17 protein-coding genes and 3 tRNA genes are annotated in these 19,663 nt (G+C 66.0%); 3 read left to right on the top strand and 17 right to left on the bottom strand.

Annotated elements, in window-relative coordinates:
- Positions 1-7 precede the first annotated feature (7 nt).
- Both NQ038_RS10605 and NQ038_RS10600 read left to right on the top strand, forming a co-directional pair.
- A complete protein-coding gene (locus tag NQ038_RS10605) occupies positions 8-1,369 on the top strand; it encodes a DUF349 domain-containing protein (RefSeq protein ID WP_257062555.1) in 1,362 nt (453 codons plus the stop codon).
- A gap of 111 nt (positions 1,370-1,480) precedes the next feature.
- A complete protein-coding gene (locus NQ038_RS10600; protein WP_257062553.1) occupies positions 1,481-2,050 on the top strand; it encodes a hypothetical protein in 570 nt (189 codons plus the stop codon).
- A 10-nt stretch (positions 2,051-2,060) separates the two neighbouring features.
- On the opposite strand, the gene NQ038_RS10595 is transcribed toward NQ038_RS10600, so the two are convergent.
- The 9 genes from NQ038_RS10595 to NQ038_RS10555 form a co-directional block, all read right to left on the bottom strand.
- Positions 2,061-4,364, bottom strand: a complete 2,304-nt coding sequence (locus NQ038_RS10595) for a bifunctional (p)ppGpp synthetase/guanosine-3',5'-bis(diphosphate) 3'-pyrophosphohydrolase (protein ID WP_257062552.1) — start codon at positions 4,362-4,364, stop codon at positions 2,061-2,063.
- 102 nt (positions 4,365-4,466) lie between these two features.
- Positions 4,467-5,444, bottom strand: coding sequence for a protein translocase subunit SecF (secF, locus tag NQ038_RS10590; protein ID WP_257046463.1), 978 nt, complete (start codon positions 5,442-5,444; stop codon positions 4,467-4,469).
- Positions 5,445-7,325: a protein translocase subunit SecD gene (gene secD / locus NQ038_RS10585; protein ID WP_257062550.1), complete on the bottom strand. Its 1,881-nt coding sequence runs from the start codon at positions 7,323-7,325 to the stop codon at positions 5,445-5,447. It abuts the gene before it with no gap.
- 73 nt (positions 7,326-7,398) lie between these two features.
- On the bottom strand, positions 7,399-7,845 hold the full coding sequence (gene yajC / locus NQ038_RS10580; RefSeq protein WP_257062548.1) for a preprotein translocase subunit YajC: 447 nt from the start codon (positions 7,843-7,845) through the stop codon (positions 7,399-7,401).
- 98 nt (positions 7,846-7,943) lie between these two features.
- The gene (gene ruvB / locus NQ038_RS10575; protein WP_257046646.1) at positions 7,944-8,939 is read right to left on the bottom strand and encodes a Holliday junction branch migration DNA helicase RuvB; all 996 of its coding nucleotides are present in this window, start codon (positions 8,937-8,939) and stop codon (positions 7,944-7,946) included.
- Positions 8,940-9,001: 62 nt separating this feature from the next.
- Positions 9,002-9,595 carry a Holliday junction branch migration protein RuvA gene (gene ruvA, locus NQ038_RS10570; RefSeq protein ID WP_257046466.1) on the bottom strand — a complete coding sequence of 198 codons (594 nt, stop codon included), beginning with the start codon at positions 9,593-9,595 and terminating at the stop codon, positions 9,002-9,004.
- 80 nt (positions 9,596-9,675) lie between these two features.
- Positions 9,676-10,272, bottom strand: coding sequence for a crossover junction endodeoxyribonuclease RuvC (ruvC, locus tag NQ038_RS10565; RefSeq protein WP_257046467.1), 597 nt, complete (start codon positions 10,270-10,272; stop codon positions 9,676-9,678).
- Between the two features lie 9 nt (positions 10,273-10,281).
- Positions 10,282-11,040, bottom strand: coding sequence for a YebC/PmpR family DNA-binding transcriptional regulator (locus NQ038_RS10560; RefSeq protein WP_257046468.1), 759 nt, complete (start codon positions 11,038-11,040; stop codon positions 10,282-10,284).
- A gap of 68 nt (positions 11,041-11,108) precedes the next feature.
- Entirely contained in the window at positions 11,109-11,627 is a 519-nt protein-coding gene (locus NQ038_RS10555; protein ID WP_257046469.1) for an NUDIX hydrolase, read from the bottom strand.
- A gap of 125 nt (positions 11,628-11,752) precedes the next feature.
- Here NQ038_RS10555 and lgt point away from each other — a divergent pair, with 125 nt between their 5' ends.
- Positions 11,753-12,649: a prolipoprotein diacylglyceryl transferase gene (gene lgt / locus NQ038_RS10550; protein ID WP_257062547.1), complete on the top strand. Its 897-nt coding sequence runs from the start codon at positions 11,753-11,755 to the stop codon at positions 12,647-12,649.
- Positions 12,650-12,728: 79 nt separating this feature from the next.
- On the opposite strand, the gene NQ038_RS10545 is transcribed toward lgt, so the two are convergent.
- The 8 genes from NQ038_RS10545 to NQ038_RS10510 all read right to left on the bottom strand — a co-directional run bounded on the left by NQ038_RS10545 (position 12,729) and on the right by NQ038_RS10510 (position 19,660).
- The gene (locus tag NQ038_RS10545) at positions 12,729-14,705 is read right to left on the bottom strand and encodes a S9 family peptidase (RefSeq protein WP_257062545.1); all 1,977 of its coding nucleotides are present in this window, start codon (positions 14,703-14,705) and stop codon (positions 12,729-12,731) included.
- A 1-nt stretch (position 14,706) separates the two neighbouring features.
- The gene (locus NQ038_RS10540; RefSeq protein ID WP_257046472.1) at positions 14,707-15,285 is read right to left on the bottom strand and encodes an HIT domain-containing protein; all 579 of its coding nucleotides are present in this window, start codon (positions 15,283-15,285) and stop codon (positions 14,707-14,709) included.
- Positions 15,282-17,273 (bottom strand): threonine--tRNA ligase, encoded by a 1,992-nt coding sequence (gene thrS / locus NQ038_RS10535; protein WP_257062579.1) that lies wholly within the window; start codon positions 17,271-17,273, stop codon positions 15,282-15,284. Before thrS ends, NQ038_RS10540 begins: the two co-directional genes overlap by 4 nt.
- 61 nt (positions 17,274-17,334) lie before the next feature.
- Positions 17,335-18,099, bottom strand: a complete 765-nt coding sequence (locus NQ038_RS10530) for a hypothetical protein (protein WP_257062543.1) — start codon at positions 18,097-18,099, stop codon at positions 17,335-17,337.
- A 34-nt stretch (positions 18,100-18,133) separates the two neighbouring features.
- On the bottom strand, positions 18,134-19,198 hold the full coding sequence (locus NQ038_RS10525; protein WP_257062542.1) for a DUF4190 domain-containing protein: 1,065 nt from the start codon (positions 19,196-19,198) through the stop codon (positions 18,134-18,136).
- A 172-nt stretch (positions 19,199-19,370) separates the two neighbouring features.
- A tRNA-Val gene (locus NQ038_RS10520) sits at positions 19,371-19,442 on the bottom strand.
- 26 nt (positions 19,443-19,468) lie between these two features.
- Positions 19,469-19,539 (bottom strand) — tRNA-Cys (locus NQ038_RS10515).
- A 48-nt stretch (positions 19,540-19,587) separates the two neighbouring features.
- Positions 19,588-19,660, bottom strand: a tRNA-Gly gene (locus tag NQ038_RS10510).
- Between the last annotated feature and the right edge of the window lie 3 nt (positions 19,661-19,663).

The following is a 19,663-nucleotide window of genomic DNA, read 5'->3' as shown; positions in this document are numbered from 1 at the left end:
AATCTCCATGACTGATTCGAACCATCCCGTTCCGAAACCAGGCCCCCGCCCGGGCCCGAAGCCCTCGGCGCTGGCGCCGGTGCCGGCGACCGAGCACCGCGACCGCAGCGCAGAGCTGGCCGCCGCCACCGCCTTCGGCCGGGTCGATGAAGCGCAGACGGTTTTCGTCCGGACGGCCGAGGGCGAACGCCCTGTGGGACAGTACCCCGACGCCGATGCCGCAGGCGCCCTGGAGTACTTCGCCAACAAGTACCTCGACCTGGTCGACGCGGCGGAGCTGCTGGGCCAGCGCCTGGACGCCGGTGCGCCCGCCGATGCGATCCGGCGTTCCGCCGCCGCCCAGCGCGAGGCCTTAGCCGGCGCGGACGTGGTCGGGGACCTGGCCGGACTCGACGAGCGCCTCCAACAGCTCGCCGCACGTGCCGACACCGCTGCCGCCGCGGCCCAGCAGGAGACCGAGGCAAGGCGCGAGGAGGGCCGTCTGCGCCGCCGGGAGATCGTGGACGAGGCGGAGCGGATCGCCGCCCAGGATTCCGCCAGGGTCCAGTGGAAGCAGTCCGGCGCCCGGATGCGGGAACTGTTCGCGCGCTGGAAGGAGGTGCAGGCCGCCAGCCCGCGCCTGCCGCGGTCGGAGGATCAGGAACTGTGGGGACGCTTCGCGAAGGCCCGCAACGGGTTCGACCGGCGCCGCAAGGAGTTCTTCGCCGAGCTGGACGCCCACAATGCCGAGGGCAAGCGGCTGAAGGAGAAGCTGGTCGCTCAGGCCGAGGAGCTCTCCGGTTCCACCGATTGGCGCGAGACCGCAGGGCGGTTCCGCGACCTGATGGACAAGTGGAAGGCCACCCCGCGGGCGGGCCGCAAGGACGACGACGCCCTGTGGGCCCGCTTCAGGGCCGCACAGGATGTCTTCTTCGCCGCGCGCAAGGCCGAGAACGATGCGATCGACGCCGGCTATGCGGACAACCTGGTGGTCAAGGAGGCTCTGCTCGAACGCGCCAGGGCCCTCCTGCCGATCACCGACATCGATTCCACCAAGCAAGCACTGCGGAAGATCCAGGACGAGTGGGAGGACGCGGGCCGGGTCCCGCGCGCCGATATCAGCCGGATGGAGAACGGTCTGCGCGAGGTCGAGTCGGCACTGTCCGCAGCAGAGGACGAGCGCTGGCGCAAGACCAACCCGGAGACCCGGGCACGGACCAGCGGAGTGCTCTCCCAGCTGACCGATCAGCTCGACGAGTTGCAGGCCAAGCTCGACGCCGCCGAGGCCGCAGGCGATCAGAAGCGCATCGCCAAGGCCGGCGAGGAGCTCGAGACGAAGCGTAAATGGTATGAGCAGTTGGCCCGCACCGCCGAGGAGTTCTCCGACTAAGGCATCAGACATCTGTGGATAACCGGCCCGCAGCGGTGGGCTCCGGGCCGGTTATCCACAGATTCCCCCGGGGGTCTGGCCTGGCGGCCAATGAGCTGCCAGGCTTTCCTCATGTCCACCTGCGAAGAATCAGCCCCCGTCGACGGGCTGTTGCGGCCCACTGCCGACGTCGACCGCGATACCCTGCGCTCACTGGCCCTCGACGGACTGCTCGTCCAGCTGACCGAGGACTGCTGGGTCGCCGCCGACGCCCCCGCCGGGCCGCGGCTGCGGGCAGCCGCGCTCGGCCCGCCCCAACTGGCCGACACCGCCTATTCCCACGCCACCGCGCACTGGGTCTGGTGGGGCTCCGGGCGCAGCCCGGTCACCGTGCACCTGACGACCCTCAAACGCCGCAGACTGCGCGGGAACTATGCCGCTCACACCTTCGAACGCACCTTGGGCCCCTTCGACGTCTCCCGCCCCGCAGCGGTGCCGGTGACGACTGGAGCCCGTACCCTGTTCGACGAGGCCATGGCGATCGAGACGCAGGACCCCACGCGGCTGGCTGCGGCCATCACCACATTGCTCGTCGATGTGGGCCGCGCCGACCGACTGGCCTTCGGCGAATACGTCGACGGGCTCTACCGCCGCTCCGGGATCACCGTGCTGCGCCGGGCGCTGGAACTCGTCGAGCTGTGACCCCGCCGACTCAGCCGGTGATCCGGTAGACGTCGAACACGCCGTCCACCTGCCGTACCGCCGAGAGCACGCTGCCCAGGTGGGTGGAGTCCCCTATCTCGAAGACGAAACGAGACTGTGCAACCCTGGCGCGGCTGGTCGCCACGGAGGCCGAAAGGATGTTGACATGGTAGTCACTGAGCGCCTTCGTGATGTCGGAGAGCAGACCGGCACGATCGAGCGCCTCGACTTGTATCTGCACGAGGTAGAGTCCGTGCGACTGCCCCGTCCATTCAACCTCCACCAACCGCTCGGGCTGGCGTTCGAGTGAGGCCATGTTCTTACAGTCCTTGCGATGAACCGATACTCCACTGCCGCGGGTGACGAAGCCGATGACGTCATCGCCGGGCACCGGGGTGCAGCAGCGCGCCAACTTCACCAGGATGTCGTCCATCCCCTTGACGCGCACACCCTCGGTCGAGGAGTGGTGCCCGGAGGACCTGCCCGTCTTGTTCTGTGCGATCACCGGGGCGGGCTCCGGTTCGACCTGTTCGCCCTGGACGTGTTTGGCCAGTAGATCGACGATGTGCGCAGCCGAGACGTTCCCATTGCCGATCGAGGCGTAGAGCGAATCGACGTCCGGCAGGTGCTGTTCTGCGGCGACGAGCTCCAGGGTCTCGTTCTTCATCAGCTTCTCGGCACTGATATGGTGACGGCGCATCGCCCGGGCCAGCTGGTCGCGCCCGTTGTCGATGGCCTCCTCCCTGCGCTCCTTGGAGAACCACTGTCGGATCTTGTTGCGTGCCCTGGGACTGGCGACGAAGGTCAACCAGTCACGGCTGGGACCGGCGTGTTCGTCCTTCGAGGTGAAGACCTCGACGACGTCACCGTTGTTCAGCTCTGTATCCAGCGGCACCAGCCGGCCGTTGACCCTGGCGCCCATCGTCTTGTGCCCGACCTCCGTGTGTACGGAATAGGCGAAGTCGACCGGCGTCGAATGCTGTGGCAGCGTGATGATGTCGCCCTGCGGGGTGAAGGCGTAGACCTCCTGGCTGCGCACCTGGTAACGCAGGTTGTCCAGGAACTCGTCGGGGTCCTCGGTCTCCTTCTGCCAGTCCATGATCTGGCGCAGCCAGTTGACCTGGTCGAGTTCTCCGGAGTCCGCCACCTTGACGGTCCGCCTGCCGGTGCCGGATCCCGCGGCCGTCGCCTTTGCCCGGTCCTTGTAGCGCCAGTGCGCGGCCACCCCGTATTCCGCCCTGGTGTCCATTTCATAGGTTCTGATCTGGATCTCCACCGGCTTGCCGTACGGGCCGATCACGGTCGTGTGCAGGCTCTGGTACATGTTGAACTTCGGGACCGCGATATAGTCCTTGAACCGCCCCGGCACCGGCGTCCACTTGGCGTGGACCAGCCCGAGCACCCCGTAGCACTCGTTGACCGTCGAGACCAGCACGCGCACACCGACAAGGTCGTAGATGTCGCCGAACTCGTGCCCGCGCACCACCATCTTCTGGTAGATGGAATAGTAGTGCTTCGGCCGGCCGGTGATGGTCGCATCGATCTGCGCTCCGTGAAGCACATCGCCCAGGTCCTTGGACACGATGCCCAGGTACTTCTCGCGTTCCGGGGTCCGCTCGGCGACCAGTCTGACGATCTCGTCGTAGACCTTGGGATAGAGCACTTGGAACGACAGGTCCTCGAGTTCCCATTTGATCGTGTTCATCCCCAGGCGGTGCGCCAGCGGGGCGAAGATCTCCAGGGTCTCCCTGGCCTTGCGCTCACTTGAGGAAGCCGGTACGTACTTCCATGTGCGTGCATTGTGGAGCCGGTCGGCCAGCTTGATGACCAGCACCCTGATGTCCTGGCTCATCGCCACGATCATCTTCCGCACGGTCTCGGACTGGGCCGCAGCCCCGTATTGGATCTTGTCCAGCTTCGTGACCCCGTCGACCATCAGCGCTATCTCATCGCCGAAGTCAGTGCGCAGGTCCTCCAGGCTGTACCCGGTGTCCTCGACCGTATCGTGCAGCAGTGCTGCGGCCAGGGTCACCGGGGTCATGCCGATTTCGGCCAGGATGGTCGCAACCGCAACCGGATGCGTGATGTAGGGATCACCGCTCTTGCGGGTCTGGCCGCGATGCCATTTCTCCGCCACCCGATAGGCCCGCAGGACGATGTCCGGATCGGCCTTCGGGTGGTTCTTCTCCAGCGCCTGCAGCAGGGGCCCCAGGGCCGGGGGGAACTGCGGCGAATTCTGGCTGCGCGCCGTCCAGAACGCCAATCGGGACAGGCCCCGCTGGCGCTTGTTGGTGCTCTTCGCCTGATCGCTCATGACCCGTCACCCTCCCTGGGAACACCTGCGGGTTCCACGCGAATAAAAGAACCACCGGTGAGCGGACTCACCGGTGGTTCAATACTACAAGGAACTTCGTGCTCAAGCCGCAGGGCGGGCCTCGAGCACTCTGGCCTCCTGCTCCTTGACCTTCTTCTCCGTGGAACGCAGTACCGCGTACAGCGGAGAGGCGACGAACAGTGTCGAGGCCGCAGCGACCACGGTGCCCACGAACAGTGACAGCGAAATATCCGTCAGCGTGCCCGCGCCGAGCAGGAACACGCCGATGAACAGGATCGCGCCGATCGGCAGGGCCGCGATGATCGTGGTGTTGATCGAGCGCACAGTGGTCTGGTTGATGCCCAGGTTCACCAGTTCGGAGAATGTCCTGTCCTTTGCACTCCCGAAGTCCTGGGTCGTCTCCCTGATCTTGTCGAAGACCACCACCGTGTCGTACAGCGAGAAGCTCAAGACCGTGAGGAAGCCGATCACCGCCTCCGGGGTGACCTCGAAGCCGGTGGCCGAGTAGATCCCCATGGTCAGGACCATGACGAACACCAGGCCCAGGATCGCCGCCAATGACATCTTCCAGGTGCGGAAGTAGATCGCCATGAACACCATCGCCAGGGCCACGAAGATGATGAGCGCACGCGCCATCTTCTGGGTGACGTCCGCGCCCCACTGCGGGCCGATGAAGTTCGATGTGACATCGGAGTTGTCGACCTGCAGATGGCTCACGAGCGAGTCCCTGACCTGCTGCATCTGCTCATCGCTGAGCTGGTCGGTCTCGATCTTGAGGGTGTCATTGGTCGTCGGGACCACGGAGGGGTTCGCAGCGCCCACCGCATCGGTCACCGCCTGTGAGGCCGCGTCGACCTTGTCGGTGGCCACGTGGTCGACCTGGAACTGGGATCCGCCGCGGAAGTCGATGCCCAGGTTGAACCCGCCGAAGACGGGGACCAGGATCGACAGGACGGTCAGCACGGCCGCGATCGTCAACCACAGTTTGGACTTCCCGACGAACGGGATGGACGATTCACCGGTGTGGAGCCTGTTGCCCCATTCGAAGAAGCGTTTCACTTACTCGTCCTCTCCCGACTTCAAAGCGGCCTTGCGTTCGGCGATCGACATCCCGTCCTCGGCCTTACGGTCGGTCCGGGCCTGCCGCCTCTTCGCCTCCTTGAAGGACTTGCCCTTCTTCGACTTCTCCTTCGCACGTTCCAAATCCAGGCCGAGGGCACCGCGGTAGGCAGCGGGCTTGACCCCGAGCAACCGCGGATCCATCCCGGACATGGGGTGGCCGTTGCCGAAGAACTCCGTGCGCGCCAGGGCCTGCAGCATCGGATGGGTGAACAGGACGACGACGAGCACGTCGACGATGACTGTCAGACCCAGGGTGAAGGCGAAGCCACGCACCGAGCCGACTGCCAGGATGTAAAGAATGACGGCTGCGAGCATGTTGACCGCCTTGGACGCGTAGATCGTCCGGCCCGCACGCGACCAGCCGACCTCCACCGCGGATTTCAGAGGTCTGCCGTCGCGCAATTCATCTCGGACACGTTCGAAGTAGACGATGAACGAGTCGGCGGTCATGCCGATACCCACGATGATGCCGGCGACGCCGGCCAAGGACAGCCGATAACCGTACCGCCACGATACGAACAGCAGGAGCAGATAGGTCAGGATTCCAGCGACGACCAGGGAACTGACCGTCACCGAGGCCAGGGCGCGGTACTGGAACAGCGAGTACACGATGACCAACAACAGGCCGATACCGCCGGCGAGCAAGCCCTTCGTGAGGTATTCCGAACCCAGGGTCGGGGAGATCTGCTCCTCGGACTGGACCTGGAAGCTGATCGGCAGGGCACCGTTCTTCAGCTGGTTGGCCAGGGTCTCGGCCTCCTCCTGCGTGAAGCTGCCGGTGATCTGCGCCCGCCCATCGGTCACGGCCGACTGTGAGACGGGTGCCGTGAGCACCAGCCCGTCGAGGGTGATGGCGAACTGGTTGTAGGGCTGCTGCTGACCGGTGATGGCACTGGTCACCTTGCCGAAGACGTCACGGCCGGTTCCGTCGAACTCCATGGACACGGCCAGATTGTTCGTCTGCTGGCCCGAGGAGGAAGTCTCGTAACCGAAACTGGCGTCCTTGACATGCGAGCCGTCGAGCTCGACCGGGCCCAAGACGTACTTCTCCTGTCCGTCCTTGGAACACGCCACGACCGGCTGATCGGGGTTCAAGCGCTTGCCACCGGTCCGGTTCTCCGGATTCGTGCAGTCCAGTTCGGCGAATTGCTTCTGGATTTTCTCGCTGGCCCAGGACTGATCGGCTGCCGGATCGAAGCGCGGAATCTTCTGTGCCTCGGTGGAGTCCTGCTGTTTGGCCGTGGGCGAGGCGCTCGGCCCGCCGGCCGGAGCCGCGGAGGCGGCCTGTTTGGACACCGTACCGCCGGCCTTGCCGGTCTCCGACTGCTTGCCCAGCAGATCCTCGAGCTTCTTCTTCTGTTCATCGGTCATCTCCGGCGATTTCGACTCGCTCGGACTCGCCGACTCCTGCCCTGCGGGTTGCGGGGCGCCGACGGCCGCGACGCGGCGGAAGGCCAGCTGAGCCGAGGACCGGACCAGATCGCGGGTCTGCTTATCGGGGTTGCCGGGCAGGTTGACGACGATGTTCTGATCGCCCTGCGTGCTGATCTCGGCCTCCGATACACCCGTCGAGTCGACACGCTGCCGGATGATCGCCACAGCCTGCTGCAGCTGCTCCTTGGAGATCTTGGCGCCTTCGTCCAGCTGTGGTTCGAGGATGATCGAGGTTCCGCCCTCGAGGTCGAGTGCGAGGTTGGGAGTCCAACTCGCCTTGCCCCAGATGGACCCGGCGGCGATAATCGCGGCCACGATCGCCGTGATGACGATCAGCCACGTAAAACGCAGCCCGGGCCGGGGCTTGTTCTCTGAAGATGACACGGAAGTTCTTTCGATTGGGAGCACCGCGCTTTCAGACCAGGAGCCCGACGCGGTGTGGGTGGGAGGACCTGATTCAGTCCTTGTCCTTGTCGGCGGAGTCCTTCCCCTGCTGGGAGTCGGAGTCCTGTTCGGGCGATTCGCGCTTGGCCGCGTTCATCGCGTCGAGTTCGGCGTCGGTGATACGCGGGGACTCGGAGTCCGCTGCGGACTCTGCCGGTTCTTCGTCCACTGCCGGTTCGTCGGACGCGGGCTCTGCCGGCGCCGGGTCGGCCTGAGCGGCCTGCACCTGGCCGATGGCCTGCTTGTGGAAGACCAGGATGGTGCCGGGCCCCGATTCGATGGTGACCTTGTTATCGGCTTCGTCGACGGACACGACCGTGCCGTAGATACCGGAACTGGTCATCACCGAGGCGCCGGGGACCAGATCGTTCTTCATCTGTTCGGCGCGGGCCTTCTGTTTCTTCTTGTTGCTGAACATGAAGAAGATGAGCATCGCCGCGACGACGACGATCAGAATCATGCTGGGATCCACGGAGGTACGACCTTTCAGAGAATGGGCAGATCGGTCGCTAGTCTAGTTGGGACCACCTAAGGATGACCAATCCCGCGGACCCGGAATCAGTCCACCCGCTCCTCTGGCGGAGTCAGGCCCAAGTGCGCCCAGGCCTCGCGGGTGGCGATCCGGCCGCGTGGCGTCCGCGATATCAGCCCTTCGCGAACAAGGAAGGGCTCGGCGACCTCTTCGACGGTCTCGGCCTCCTCCCCCACCGATACGGCGAGGGTGGACAGTCCCACCGGACCGCCGTTGAATCGGCGGCACAGGACCCGCAGAACGGAGCGGTCGAGCCGGTCGAGTCCCCGTTCGTCGACCTCATATACCTTCAGCGCCTCCTGCGCCGCGTGTTTGTCCACGACTCCACTGCCGCGCACCTGCGCCCAGTCGCGCACCCGCCGCAGCAGCCTGTTGGCGATGCGCGGGGTACCGCGGGAGCGCATCGCGATCTCGACCAGGCCGGCCGGCCTGGCCTCGATGCCGATCATCTGCGCCGAGCGGACGAGGACCCTTTCGAGATCCTCATCGGAGTAGAAGTCCAGGTGCCCGGTGAACCCGAAGCGGTCACGCAGCGGCGCCGGCAGCAGCCCCGACCTGGTGGTCGCGCCGACCAGCGTGAACGGCGGAAGTTCGAGCGGGATCGCGGTGGCGCCGGGGCCCTTGCCGACGATGACGTCGACGCGGAAGTCCTCCATCGCGACGTAGAGCATCTCCTCGGCCGAACGCGACATCCTGTGGATCTCGTCGATGAACAGGACCTCGCCCTCCTCCAGCGAGGACAGGATCGCCGCAAGATCGCCGGCATGCTGGATCGCCGGGCCCGAGGTGATCCGGATCTGCGCGCCCATTTCGGCAGCGATGATCATCGCCAGTGTGGTCTTGCCCAGTCCAGGCGGCCCCGAGAGCAACACATGGTCCGGCGTCCTGCCCCTGGCCCTGGCTGCATCGAGGACGAGGGAGAGCTGTTCGCGCACCAGTGGCTGCCCGACGAATTCCGCGAGCCCCTTCGGCCGCAGAGCAGCTTCCTGAGCCCGTTCCTGGGCTCCGGCACCGGTGCCCATCAGGCGCTCGAGTTCCGCGCCGGTAGGGTCGTCCGAACCGAAGTCGATTTCGTAGCCGTCGGTCACTGGCGGCCCCCCAGAACCCGCAGACTGGCCTTGAGCAGAACCGGTACGGAGGCCTCGGGCAGATCTGCGCGCACCGCGGAGACGACGTCGAGCGCTTCCGCTTCCTTCCAGCCGAGCCCGGTCAGGGCCAGCACGACCTCGTCGTCCGCGGCGGTGTGCACGGGGGCCCCCGCAGCAGCGGCCGCCGGCAATCGGTCGAGCCGGTTGCCCAGCTCCAGCATCATCCGGGCCGCGACCTTCTTGCCGATACCCGGCACCCGGGTCAGAGCGGCCTCGTCGCCGGCGGAGACCGCGGTGCTCAGTTCGGCCGGCCCCAGCACGCCGAGCACCGCCAGCGCCAGTTTGGGGCCCACCCCCGAGATGCCGGTGAGGACTTCGAAAACCGATTTCTCGTCGGGCGTGGGGAAGCCGAACAGCGTCAGGGAGTCCTCGCGCACCACCAGGATCGTGTGCAGCGCCAGCTCCATTCCCGGTCTGGTCTGCAGTGCAAAGGCTGGGGTGATGTGAACTTCACGACCGACGCCGTAGGTCACGAGCGTCAGTGTGTCGGTCGTGACCGCGTGGACGGTCCCTGCAAGATAGGTGAGCACAGTGCTTCTCCGTGGAAGGGCTTATGTGGGAACAGATGTAGGATTTCTCCCTAGCCTAGCGCACGCACCGCGGGTCCGGCTCAGCGATTCCTCCGGATCGCCGCCGCCCACTGTTCCTGTGCCCGGGTCAGGCCCGAGCCCTGCCTGCCGGCCGCCTGGCGGGCCAGTAGGTCCTTGGTGGGGCCCGGGGTCGAGGTGGCCGCGGTCGCCCCGCGCCACAGGTGGCAGATGGCGATGGCCAGGGCGTCCGCGGCGTCCGCGGGCTTCGGTGGGGCGTCGAGCCGGAGGATCTTCGTGACCATGGTGGTCATCTGCCGCTTATCGGCCCTGCCGTTGCCGGTGATCGCGGCCTTGACCTCGGAGGGTGTGTGCATGGCCACGGGGATGCCGCGGCGGGCGGCCAGTCCCATGGTCAGGCCGGAGGCCTGTGCCGTGCCCATGATGGTCGACACGTCGTTGCGGGCGAACACCCGCTCGATGCTGACGACATCGGGACGGTAGTCGTCGAGCCAGGTGTCGAACACCTCGGCGATGCGGCCCAGGCGGACGTCCACCGCGTCCGAGGCAGGGGTCCTGGCCACACCCACCGCCACCATCCGTGGCTGGTGCGCCCGACTGGACTCGACGACCCCGAGCCCACAGCGGGTGAGCCCGGGGTCGACACCGAGGATGCGCACGACGGCGGCCTAGTCGGATTCTTCCAACTGCGCCATGACCTCATCGGAGACATCGGCGTTGGTGTAGACGTTCTGCACATCGTCGCTGTCCTCGAGCGCATCGATGAGCTTGAACACCTTGGCCGCGGTCTCCGCGTCCAACGGGACCTCGAGGTTGGGCACGAAGGCGGCGTCGGCACTCTCGTAGTCGATCCCGGCGTCCTGCAGGGCAGAGCGCACTGCGACCAGATCGGTGGCCTCGGAGATCACCTCGAAGGTATCGCCGTTGTCCTTGACCTCTTCGGCTCCCGCGTCCAGGGTCGCCTCGAGGATCGCGTCCTCGTCGGCGTTGTCCTGCGAGACCACGACGACGCCCTTGCGTGCGAAGTTGTAGGCGACCGAACCGGGGTCGGCCATGTTCCCGCCGTTGCGGGTCACGGCCACGCGCACCTCGGCTGCGGCACGGTTGCGGTTATCGGTCAGACATTCGATCAGCAGGGCCACACCGCCCTGGGCATAGCCCTCGTACATGATCGTCTCGTAGTCGACGCCCGAGCCGTCGAGGCCACCGCCGCGCTTGACCGCGCGATCGATGTTATCGGCGGGAACCGAGTTCTTCTTGGCCTTCTGCACGGCGTCGAAGAGAGTCGGGTTGCCAGCGGGGTCCGGTCCGCCATTCCTGGCCGCGACCTCGATGTTCTTGATCAGCTTGGCGAACAGCTTGCCGCGCTTGGCATCGATGGCCGCTTTCTTGTGCTTGGTGGTGGCCCACTTGGAGTGACCTGACACGGGATTTGCTCCTCTTCACCGATAATGCGACGCCGCTAGGCGGCGTCGACCTCTTCCAACGATTTATATTACAGGCGCCCGTTGCGCAGCCGCAGCGGCATGTCCGGGACGAGGCCCGCCACTACCAACCGTGCCAGTTCGCCAACGGCCACAGGCCGCATCACCCCGACCGCCGAGGTCCCCTCGGGTCCGACGACCACGGCGTCCAGGTCGAGCCAGGCGGTCTCCAGGATCGCCTTCTTCTCCAGGTCTGTGCGCAGTGCGTTGTCGAGGTCCTCATCGTCACTGCAGAGGAGTCCGTAGAACACCTCATCCTGAATGTGGACGCCGTCGGAGAGCGTGATGCTGGCCCGGTGGCTGGCCAGCGGGCCGGTCAATTCCATCGGCTCGCACTCGATGCCGGTCTCCTCGGCCAGTTCGCGTACCGCTGTCCGCCGGGGGTCCTCCCCCAGTTCGGCGCCCCCGCCCGGGGTCTCCCACCACGTCCGGGTGGGGTCGTAGATGTCGCGCACGTGGATCATGAAGACCTGCGCAGCAGGGTTGACCACGATGACGCGCGCCGCCTGGCGGACGGTGAGTTCGCTCATTTCCTGCCTTCGTCTCGTCCCGATCTCCCCGGATTCCTATCAAGGGTGACCCGATCGAGCATACCCGCTCGGCGTGCCGAGCGTGAATGCGGCATCCCATCGACGCCGGTCATAGACTGGTCACCATGCCATCGACCACCGATATCCAGCTCCTGGCGTCAATCCCATCGCCGAGTGTATCCTCCTTCCAGCTGGGACCGCTGACCATCCACTTCTACGCGCTGTGCATCCTCGTGGGCATCATCGTGGCGCTGTGGTTGACCGACCGACGGCTGCGGGCCCGTGGGACCCAGGACTGGCAGATCGTCGACGTCGCGGTATGGGCGATCCCCCTGGCCATCGTGTGCGCCCGCGTTTACCACGTGCTCAGCCATTTCGGCGACTACTTCGGACCGGGGCGCAACCCCTGGAACATCACCGAGTACGGCTCGGTGTGGGCGATCTGGGAGGGCGGCATCGCGATTTTCGGTGCTCTCCTGGGCGGGGCCCTGGGCGTGTTCATCGGCTGCCGCCAGACCGGCCTGCGATTCACCGCCGTGGCCGACGCCCTGGCTCCGGGGTTGATCCTCGCGCAGGCCTGCGGACGCTTCGGCAACTGGTTCAATCAGGAGCTGTTCGGGCGCCCCACCACCGTGCCCTGGGGACTCGAAATCGCGGCGGGCAATCCCGCCATTCCGGCGGGCACCCCCGCGGGGACCCTGTTCCATCCCACGTTCCTCTACGAGGTGCTGTGGAACGCCCTCGGCGTCGTGGTGCTGTTGTGGTTGGGCCGCAGGATCTACTTCCAGTGGGGCCGGCTGTTCGCCGTCTACCTCATCTGGTATGGCGCCGGGCGCACGGTCTGGGAGAACATCCGGATCGATCCCAGTCAGTTCTACCTGGGCATTCGCACGAACGTGTGGGCGGCACTGGGTGCGATCGCCCTGGGCCTGATCATCCTGGCCGTGCAAGCCCGCCGACACAACGGGCCCGAGCCCTCGCCCTATCTGCCCGGGCGCGCTCCGGCGGCCGGGCAGGACTGAACCGGAACGCTCGCAGCACAAGGGGCGGGCCCGTGGAGATCATCTCCACGGGCCCGCCCCTTGTTACCGGAAAACCGCCTCAGGCCACCGGCAGGTGCTTCGACCACCACTCCAGGACCGCCTCGAAGCGCTGCGCACGGTGCCTGGGCCGGCCCGCCCTGGACAATTCGTGGTTCTCGCCCGGGAAGATCAGGAGCTCGGCCGGAACACCGGCCCGGCGCAGTGCCGCATAGTACTGCTGGCCCTGTTCCAGCGGGCACCGCAGGTCCCGCTCCGAGTGCATCACCAGGGTGGGTATCCGGACCAGGGCCGCCCGCTCGATCGGCGACTGGCGCGCGATGTCCTCGGCCGCCGGGCCCGTGTACTCATCCGTGAAGTAGCGGCCGATGTCGCTGGTTCCGTAGAACGAACCCGGCACGAGGTAGCCGCGTTCGACGATCGCCGCCGAGAACCTCGTGCCCTCCTGCGAGCCGATGAGCATCGCGGTCAGGTAGCCGCCGTATGAACCGCCCTGCACACCGATCCGGGTCCCGTCGAGCTCCGGATGTGCCGCCAGCGCGGTGTCGAGCACTGCCAGCACATCGGCGGCGGCGGGCTCTGCCATATCGCCCTTGACCGCCAGCCCCCAGTCCCGGCCCCTGCCATTGGACCCGCGTGGGTTGGAGTACACGACGGCGTAACCCGCCGCCACCAGTACCTGGGTCTCGTCGAACAGCGCATGGGTGTACTGGGAGAAGGGACCACCGTGGATGTTCAGGATCACCGGGTGCGGACCAGGACCCCGGGGCACTGCTACCCAGCCGTGCACCTCCCCGCCACTTCCGTCCGCCTTGATCGCCTCGGGCACCACCGCATCGGGCACGCCGCCGAAGTCCGTCAGAGCCTCAGGGGCGATGCCGGCACCTGTGGCGGACTCGGCGTCGAGGGCGGCTGCGGGCACTCGGAAGAGTTCGCCGAAGGAGTCCGGGACAGCCGCCGTGAACACCAGCGATCCGTCGGCGGCGAAGGCGAACCCGGAGACCACCGCGTCCGCCGGGGTCAGGAAGTGCAGATCGCGCAGGGTCGCGGGCCCTACTGCGTCCAGTTCGAGTGCCGTCAGTCGGATCGCGCCGTCGGTGACGACCCCGAAGTACACTCTCCCATCGACGAGCTGCAGCAGGCCACCAGCGGCGTCGACGCTCGCGGCATCGGTCAAGCGCTCGGTGGCGCCCGTGGCGGTGTCGTGGACGTAGACCCCGGAGAGCTGGGCGATGAAATCGGTCGGTCCATCCGTGAAGTCCTGGGCGACGAGCACACAACGCGTGTCGTCGATCCAACGGTGGCTGTGCACCGCCAGGGACTTGGGAATCTCAAGGGCCCTGGGACCCTCTGCCGTGTACACCCACACGGTGTCGCGCAGATCGACCTCATCGATGTCATCGTGCCGGCCGGCCACCGCCGAACGGATCAGACCCGATGGGGAGTACTGCGGATCCGAGGTGTCCCCCGGCAGTTCCGGCAGGACCTCGGGCACCGGGTAGGAGTCGATGCCGTCCACCCCGACGGGTTCGACGCCGGCCTCGGGGATCGCGATTTCGAATACCACGGTGCCCCTGTCGCGGAAGTACCCCAGCCCATTGTGCAGGTACTGCGGGTGGGTGATCCGGCGCGGCGCCTCGGCATCGGCCGAAACCTCAGGATCGGTGCCGTAGCGGCCCTCCTCCGGGATCCGGGCCAGGACCAGGGCGGAGTCACCGTTCGGGGACACCGCGAAATCGTCCACGCCCAGATCCACGTTCGTCAGCACCCTGGTGGCACCAGGGTGTTCGCCGATGTGCAGCTGGGCCACGCCACCGCGGGCTGCGCGCAGGAGGGCGAAGCCACCGGCACACGAACGCAGGTGCGAATCGTTGAACCCGTGGCTGATGCGCCGGGTGACCGCTCCATCGGTGGCGAAGACCTGGCCGGTATAGGCGTCCTGGGCCGTCTGGGGCCGGCGCAGGGTGAACAGCACACGCTGCCCCCACGCCACCGGGTCGGCCAGTTGGTGGACCGCGTCGATGTCCTCTGGTGTCATCTCAGGCGACTTCCTTCCATGCGCTCGAATAGAGTTCCCGCACCTGCCCGTGGACCTGCGGCAGAGCCTTGGTGTGGGCGACAATGGGCAGGAAATTGGCGTCCCCGCTCCAGCGTGGCACCAGGTGCTGGTGCAGATGGGCGGCGATTCCGGCTCCGCCGGCCTCACCCTGGTTGATCCCGATGTTGAAACCGTCGGGCCCGGACACGTGCCTGATCATCCGCATCGCGTGCTGCGTGAAATGCGCCAGCTCGAGGGTTTCGGCCTCCGTCAGATCCGGGTAATCGGCAACGTGGCGATACGGACAGATGAGGAGATGACCCGGGTTGTACGGATACAGGTTGAGGATCGCGAAAACCGTCTCACCACGTGCCACGATGAGCGACTCCTCGTCACTGTGGGCCGGTCCCGCACAGAACGGGCATTGATGTTCGGTTGCATCCTTCGGCTTGTCCTGCCCGCCGATGTAGACCATCCGATGCGGGGTCCAGAGGCGTTGCAGGCCGTCCGGCTCCCCGGGGAACCCGGCAGCCGCCTCGGGTTCGGGCATTACGTTGCCGGCCCCATCGCGGACCGTCATACCTGGGCCTTGGTCTCGATGGCCTCGCGGATTCGGGCCACTGCCGCGTCCACTGGCACCCCGTTGTCCTGGCTGCCATCGCGGAGCCGGAACGAAACGGCTCCTGCGTCACGGTCCTCGCCGCCGACGATCAGCGTGTAGGGCACCTTCGACTTGCTGGCGTTGCGGATCTTCTTGGGGAAGCGGTCGTCGGAATCGTCGACCTCGACGCGCACCCCTGCATCGCGCAGGCGGGCGGCGATCTCCTGTGCGTAGTCCAGGAATTCCTCTGCCACCGGCACCAGGGTCGCCTGTACCGGCGAGAGCCAGACGGGGAAGGCCCCGGCATAGTGCTCGGTCAGCACCCCGAGGAACCGTTCGATCGAGCCGAACTTCGCGGAGTGGATCATCACCGGCTGTTTGCGGGTGCCGTCGGCCGCCTGATATTCCAGGCCGAAGCGCTCGGGCTGGTTGAAGTCCAGCTGGACGGTGGACATCTGCCAGGTGCGGCCGATCGCGTCTCGGGCCTGGACGGAGATCTTCGGACCGTAGAAAGCCGCGCCGCCTGGATCCGGGACCAGTTCGAGGCCGGATTCGCGCGCCACCTTCTCCAGGGTCTCGGTGGCCTCACGCCACTGCTCGTCCGAACCGATGAACTTGTCCTTCTTCTTCCCGTCCTCATCGCGGGTGGACAGCTCGAGGTAGAAGTCGTCGAGGCCGAAGTCGCGCAACAGGCTGAACACGAAGTTCAGCAGATGACGGATCTCATCGGCCGCGCCCTCCTGGGTGACGTAGGAGTGTGAGTCGTCCTGGGTCAGCGCCCGGACGCGGGTCAGTCCGTGCACCACCCCCGAGGCCTCATTGCGATAGACAGTGCCGAATTCGAACAGGCGCAGCGGCAGTTCCCGATACGAGCGCCCACGCGACCGGTAGATGAGGTTGTGCATCGGGCAGTTCATCGCCTTGAGCCGGTACGGTGTGCCCTTCTTGAGGACCTCGCCGTTCTCACCGAGCACTTCGTCGACCGGCAGGGCTGGGAACATGTCCTCACCGTAGTAGGGCAGATGCCCCGAGGTGTAGAACAGAGTCTCCTTCGAGATGTGCGGGGTGCCGACGTATTCGAAGCCCTCTTCGATGTGCCTGCGGCGGACGTAGTCCTCCATCTCACGTTTGATCACCCCGCCCTTGGGGTGGAAGACGGGCAGCCCCGATCCCAGTTCCTCCGGGAAGGAGAACAGGTCGAGTTCAGCGCCCAACTTACGGTGGTCGCGGCGCTCGGCCTCCTTGATCCGGTCCTGGTAGGCCTTGAGTTCGTCCTTGGTCGCCCAGGCCGTACCGTAGATCCGCTGGAGGCTCGCATTGTCCTGGTCACCGCGCCAGTAGGCGGCCGAGGACTTGGTGACGGCGAAGCCGTTGCCGATGTACTTCGTCGAGGGCAGGTGCGGGCCACGGCACAGATCCTGCCAGACGACTTCGCCCTTGCGGTTGCGGTTCTCGTAGACGGTCAGCTCGGCACCGCCGACCTCCACCGAGGACTCATCGTCCCCATGGCCCTTGTCGGTGATGAGTTCCAGTTTGAACGGCTCATCGGCCATCCTGCGACGGGCCTCCGCTTCATCGACCACGACGCGGTTGAAGGTCTGGCCCTCCTTGACGATCCGCGCCACCCGCTTCTCGATCTTCTTGAGGTCTTCGGGGGTGAAGGGGTTCTCCACCTGGAAGTCGAAGTAGAAGCCGTCGGTGATGTAGGGCCCGATTCCCAGTTTGGTGCCCGGGAACAGTTCCTGCACGGCCTGGGCCACCGCGTGTCCGGTGGAGTGGCGCAGGATGTCGAGTCCGGCCTGGTCGGCCAGGGTGATGGGGGCGATATGATCGCCGACGGACAGTTCCCTGTTCAGATCGGCCGGCGCCCCGTTGAGCATGATCGCCACAACGTCCCGACGATCCTCGAACACCGTTGTGCCCGTCATTCCCTCTACGAACGGAATGGGATTGTCGTCAAGGTACATGACTTCTGACACGGATGTACTCCTAGGTGATGAGAGTCGGACTCTAATGGATACGTCGATTCTATCCGCGCACGCGGTAGGGATTGTCGCGGGCACCGTCGAAGGTCAGCCGCAGGTCCAGGGAACCGATCGCTTTTTTGGGCACCGCGTAGGCCATTCGGAAGGTCTTCGACTTGCCAGGGGCGATCGATTCGTTGAAGGGTTCGACGCCGGAGAGCGCCATGGCTTCCGAGTACACGTCATAGCAGTGTTCCCCTGCGGCACGGCAGTACATTGCAGGATAGCCGGGGGAATAGGAGCGCTTCGAGTCGTTGACGATGCGCACGTAGACCATCGCGACGGTCTTACCCGCATATTTCCCAGGCTGGGCGTCGTCCGGAGCGGACTCCGCACGGACCGCCGTGCGCAAGGTCACACCCGAGTTCAGGTGTGCCCGATGTGCGTCCTGCGGGAAGTCGATCCCCGTCTGCGGACGAGTCCCCTGTGCAGTGGGCGAGGGTTCCGCCCGTGGCTCGTCGGCCTCATCGGTACCCAGCCGTTTATGAGCGGCGTTGAAATGGTACCCGGGGACCTCATGACCGAACATCCCCGCCATGGACAACCCCACCTGGCCGACCATGGTCAGGCAGCCCAGCCCCACCGACAGGGCCGTCAGCCCAGCCACCCACGCGGTACGCCGGCCCCGGCCGACCCCGGCCAGTGTCCCCAGCACCACGGCTGCGGCCCCCAGGCCGATGACCAGGGCATCGAACCGACTCGTCGCAATACCCCAGCCCGCGGCCAGGGCCGTTGCCAGGCCCGCCAGCCCGAGCAGCCCACGAATCACTCCGGCCACCGGAGTCTCACCCCTGCCGGTCATCTCAGCCGGCGAAGGTGAACTTCAGGGTTTTGCTGCCATCGGCACCGCCGACGAACCGATACTCCAGCGCTACGTCCTTCTGCTGATCGGCCGGAATCGTATAGGCAACCTCGAAAGTACGGGATTGGCCGGCCGCGACCTCCTTGGTGAAGCTCAGCTGGCTGATCAGTTCACCGTCCTTGAAGTCGGTGACAGCCTTGCACTCCTTACCGCTATAACTGCACTTCGCGATCGGGAAGGAGGGCTTGTACGTGCTGCTGGTGGTGTTCTTGAGCGTCACCGTCGCCAGGGTCACCTGCTTGCCCGCAATGTCCTGCGGTTGCGCCGACTGGCTTGCGGTGAAGGAGGACAGTTTGACCGACATGCTGACGCCCTTGGCCAATTCGGCGGTGCCGTTTTCGGCTTCCACCGCGTCGTCGCCGGGGGCCGGCTGCGCAGCGGGCGCCGTTGCCTGATCGTCCTCCCCACCGGGGGCAGCGGTCGGGGCCTGTGTCGGCTGACCGTAACCGTCGGCGGTGGACTCCTTGCAGGTGTTCTCCGAGCTCGACCAGTAGTGGCCGGGTTCACTGCGGCACTCCTCGGCCTTGCTCGCAGCGCCGAGTCCCACGACCACGCCCACGATCAGCACAATGGTGCCCAGTAGGCCCAGCACCGTGGTGATGGCGCCCGCGATAACACCCGTCAGCGCCTGTCCCCGGTTGTTCGCCGTACCGTTCTTGACATTCTTCAGGCCGATGCAGCCCAGGATCAGACCGACCACGCCGGCCAACCAGATGAGGATGCCGACGAGGCCCAGGATCATCGCCCAGAGGCCGACGCCGTTCTTCTCCGAACCCGCCTGCGGGCCCTGCGGACCTCCGGGGTAACCGGTCGGACCATACGGCGGATAGTCCCCTCCCCCGTAATTACCGCCCTGATAATCGCCGGTGGTGCCATACGCCTGAGTTCCGTAGTCCGCCTGCGGTTGCCCATACGGGCTGCTCTGTCCCGCGTACGGATCCGTCGGACCGCTGCCCTGCGGCACCCCATACGGGTTGGGCTGGTTGGGATCGTAAGGCTGACTCATCGAATACTTCCTCGTCTACAAGAACCTGGTAGGGATGCCGCGCCGATCAAGGGGCCACCGGGATCGCGGACGATGCACCACTACCCTACCCGACTGCGTTCGGGGGCCCACGAGCCGGGCGAATATACAAAAAAGCGGCCCCGTAGGACCGCTTGACTGAGCACACTGTGTGTGCGCGATACTGGGATCGAACCAGTGACCTCTTCCGTGTCAGGGAAGCGCGCTACCGCTGCGCCAATCGCGCTCATGACGAGCTATTCAGTTGTTACGAGGTGGCGACGGGATTCGAACCCGTGTATACGGCTTTGCAGGCCGCTGCCTCGCCTCTCGGCCACGCCACCAGGTTGGGTTGCGAACCCACTACCAAGAGTCTGAAACTCCGGCACGCGAGCGGATGACGGGACTCGAACCCGCGACCCTCACCTTGGCAAGGTGATGCTCTACCAACTGAGCCACATCCGCATG

Source organism: Brevibacterium sp. 50QC2O2 (assembly GCF_024580675.1).
GTDB classification, from domain to species: domain Bacteria; phylum Actinomycetota; class Actinomycetes; order Actinomycetales; family Brevibacteriaceae; genus Brevibacterium; species Brevibacterium moorei.
This window is presented reverse-complemented; position numbering and strand designations above follow the sequence as displayed.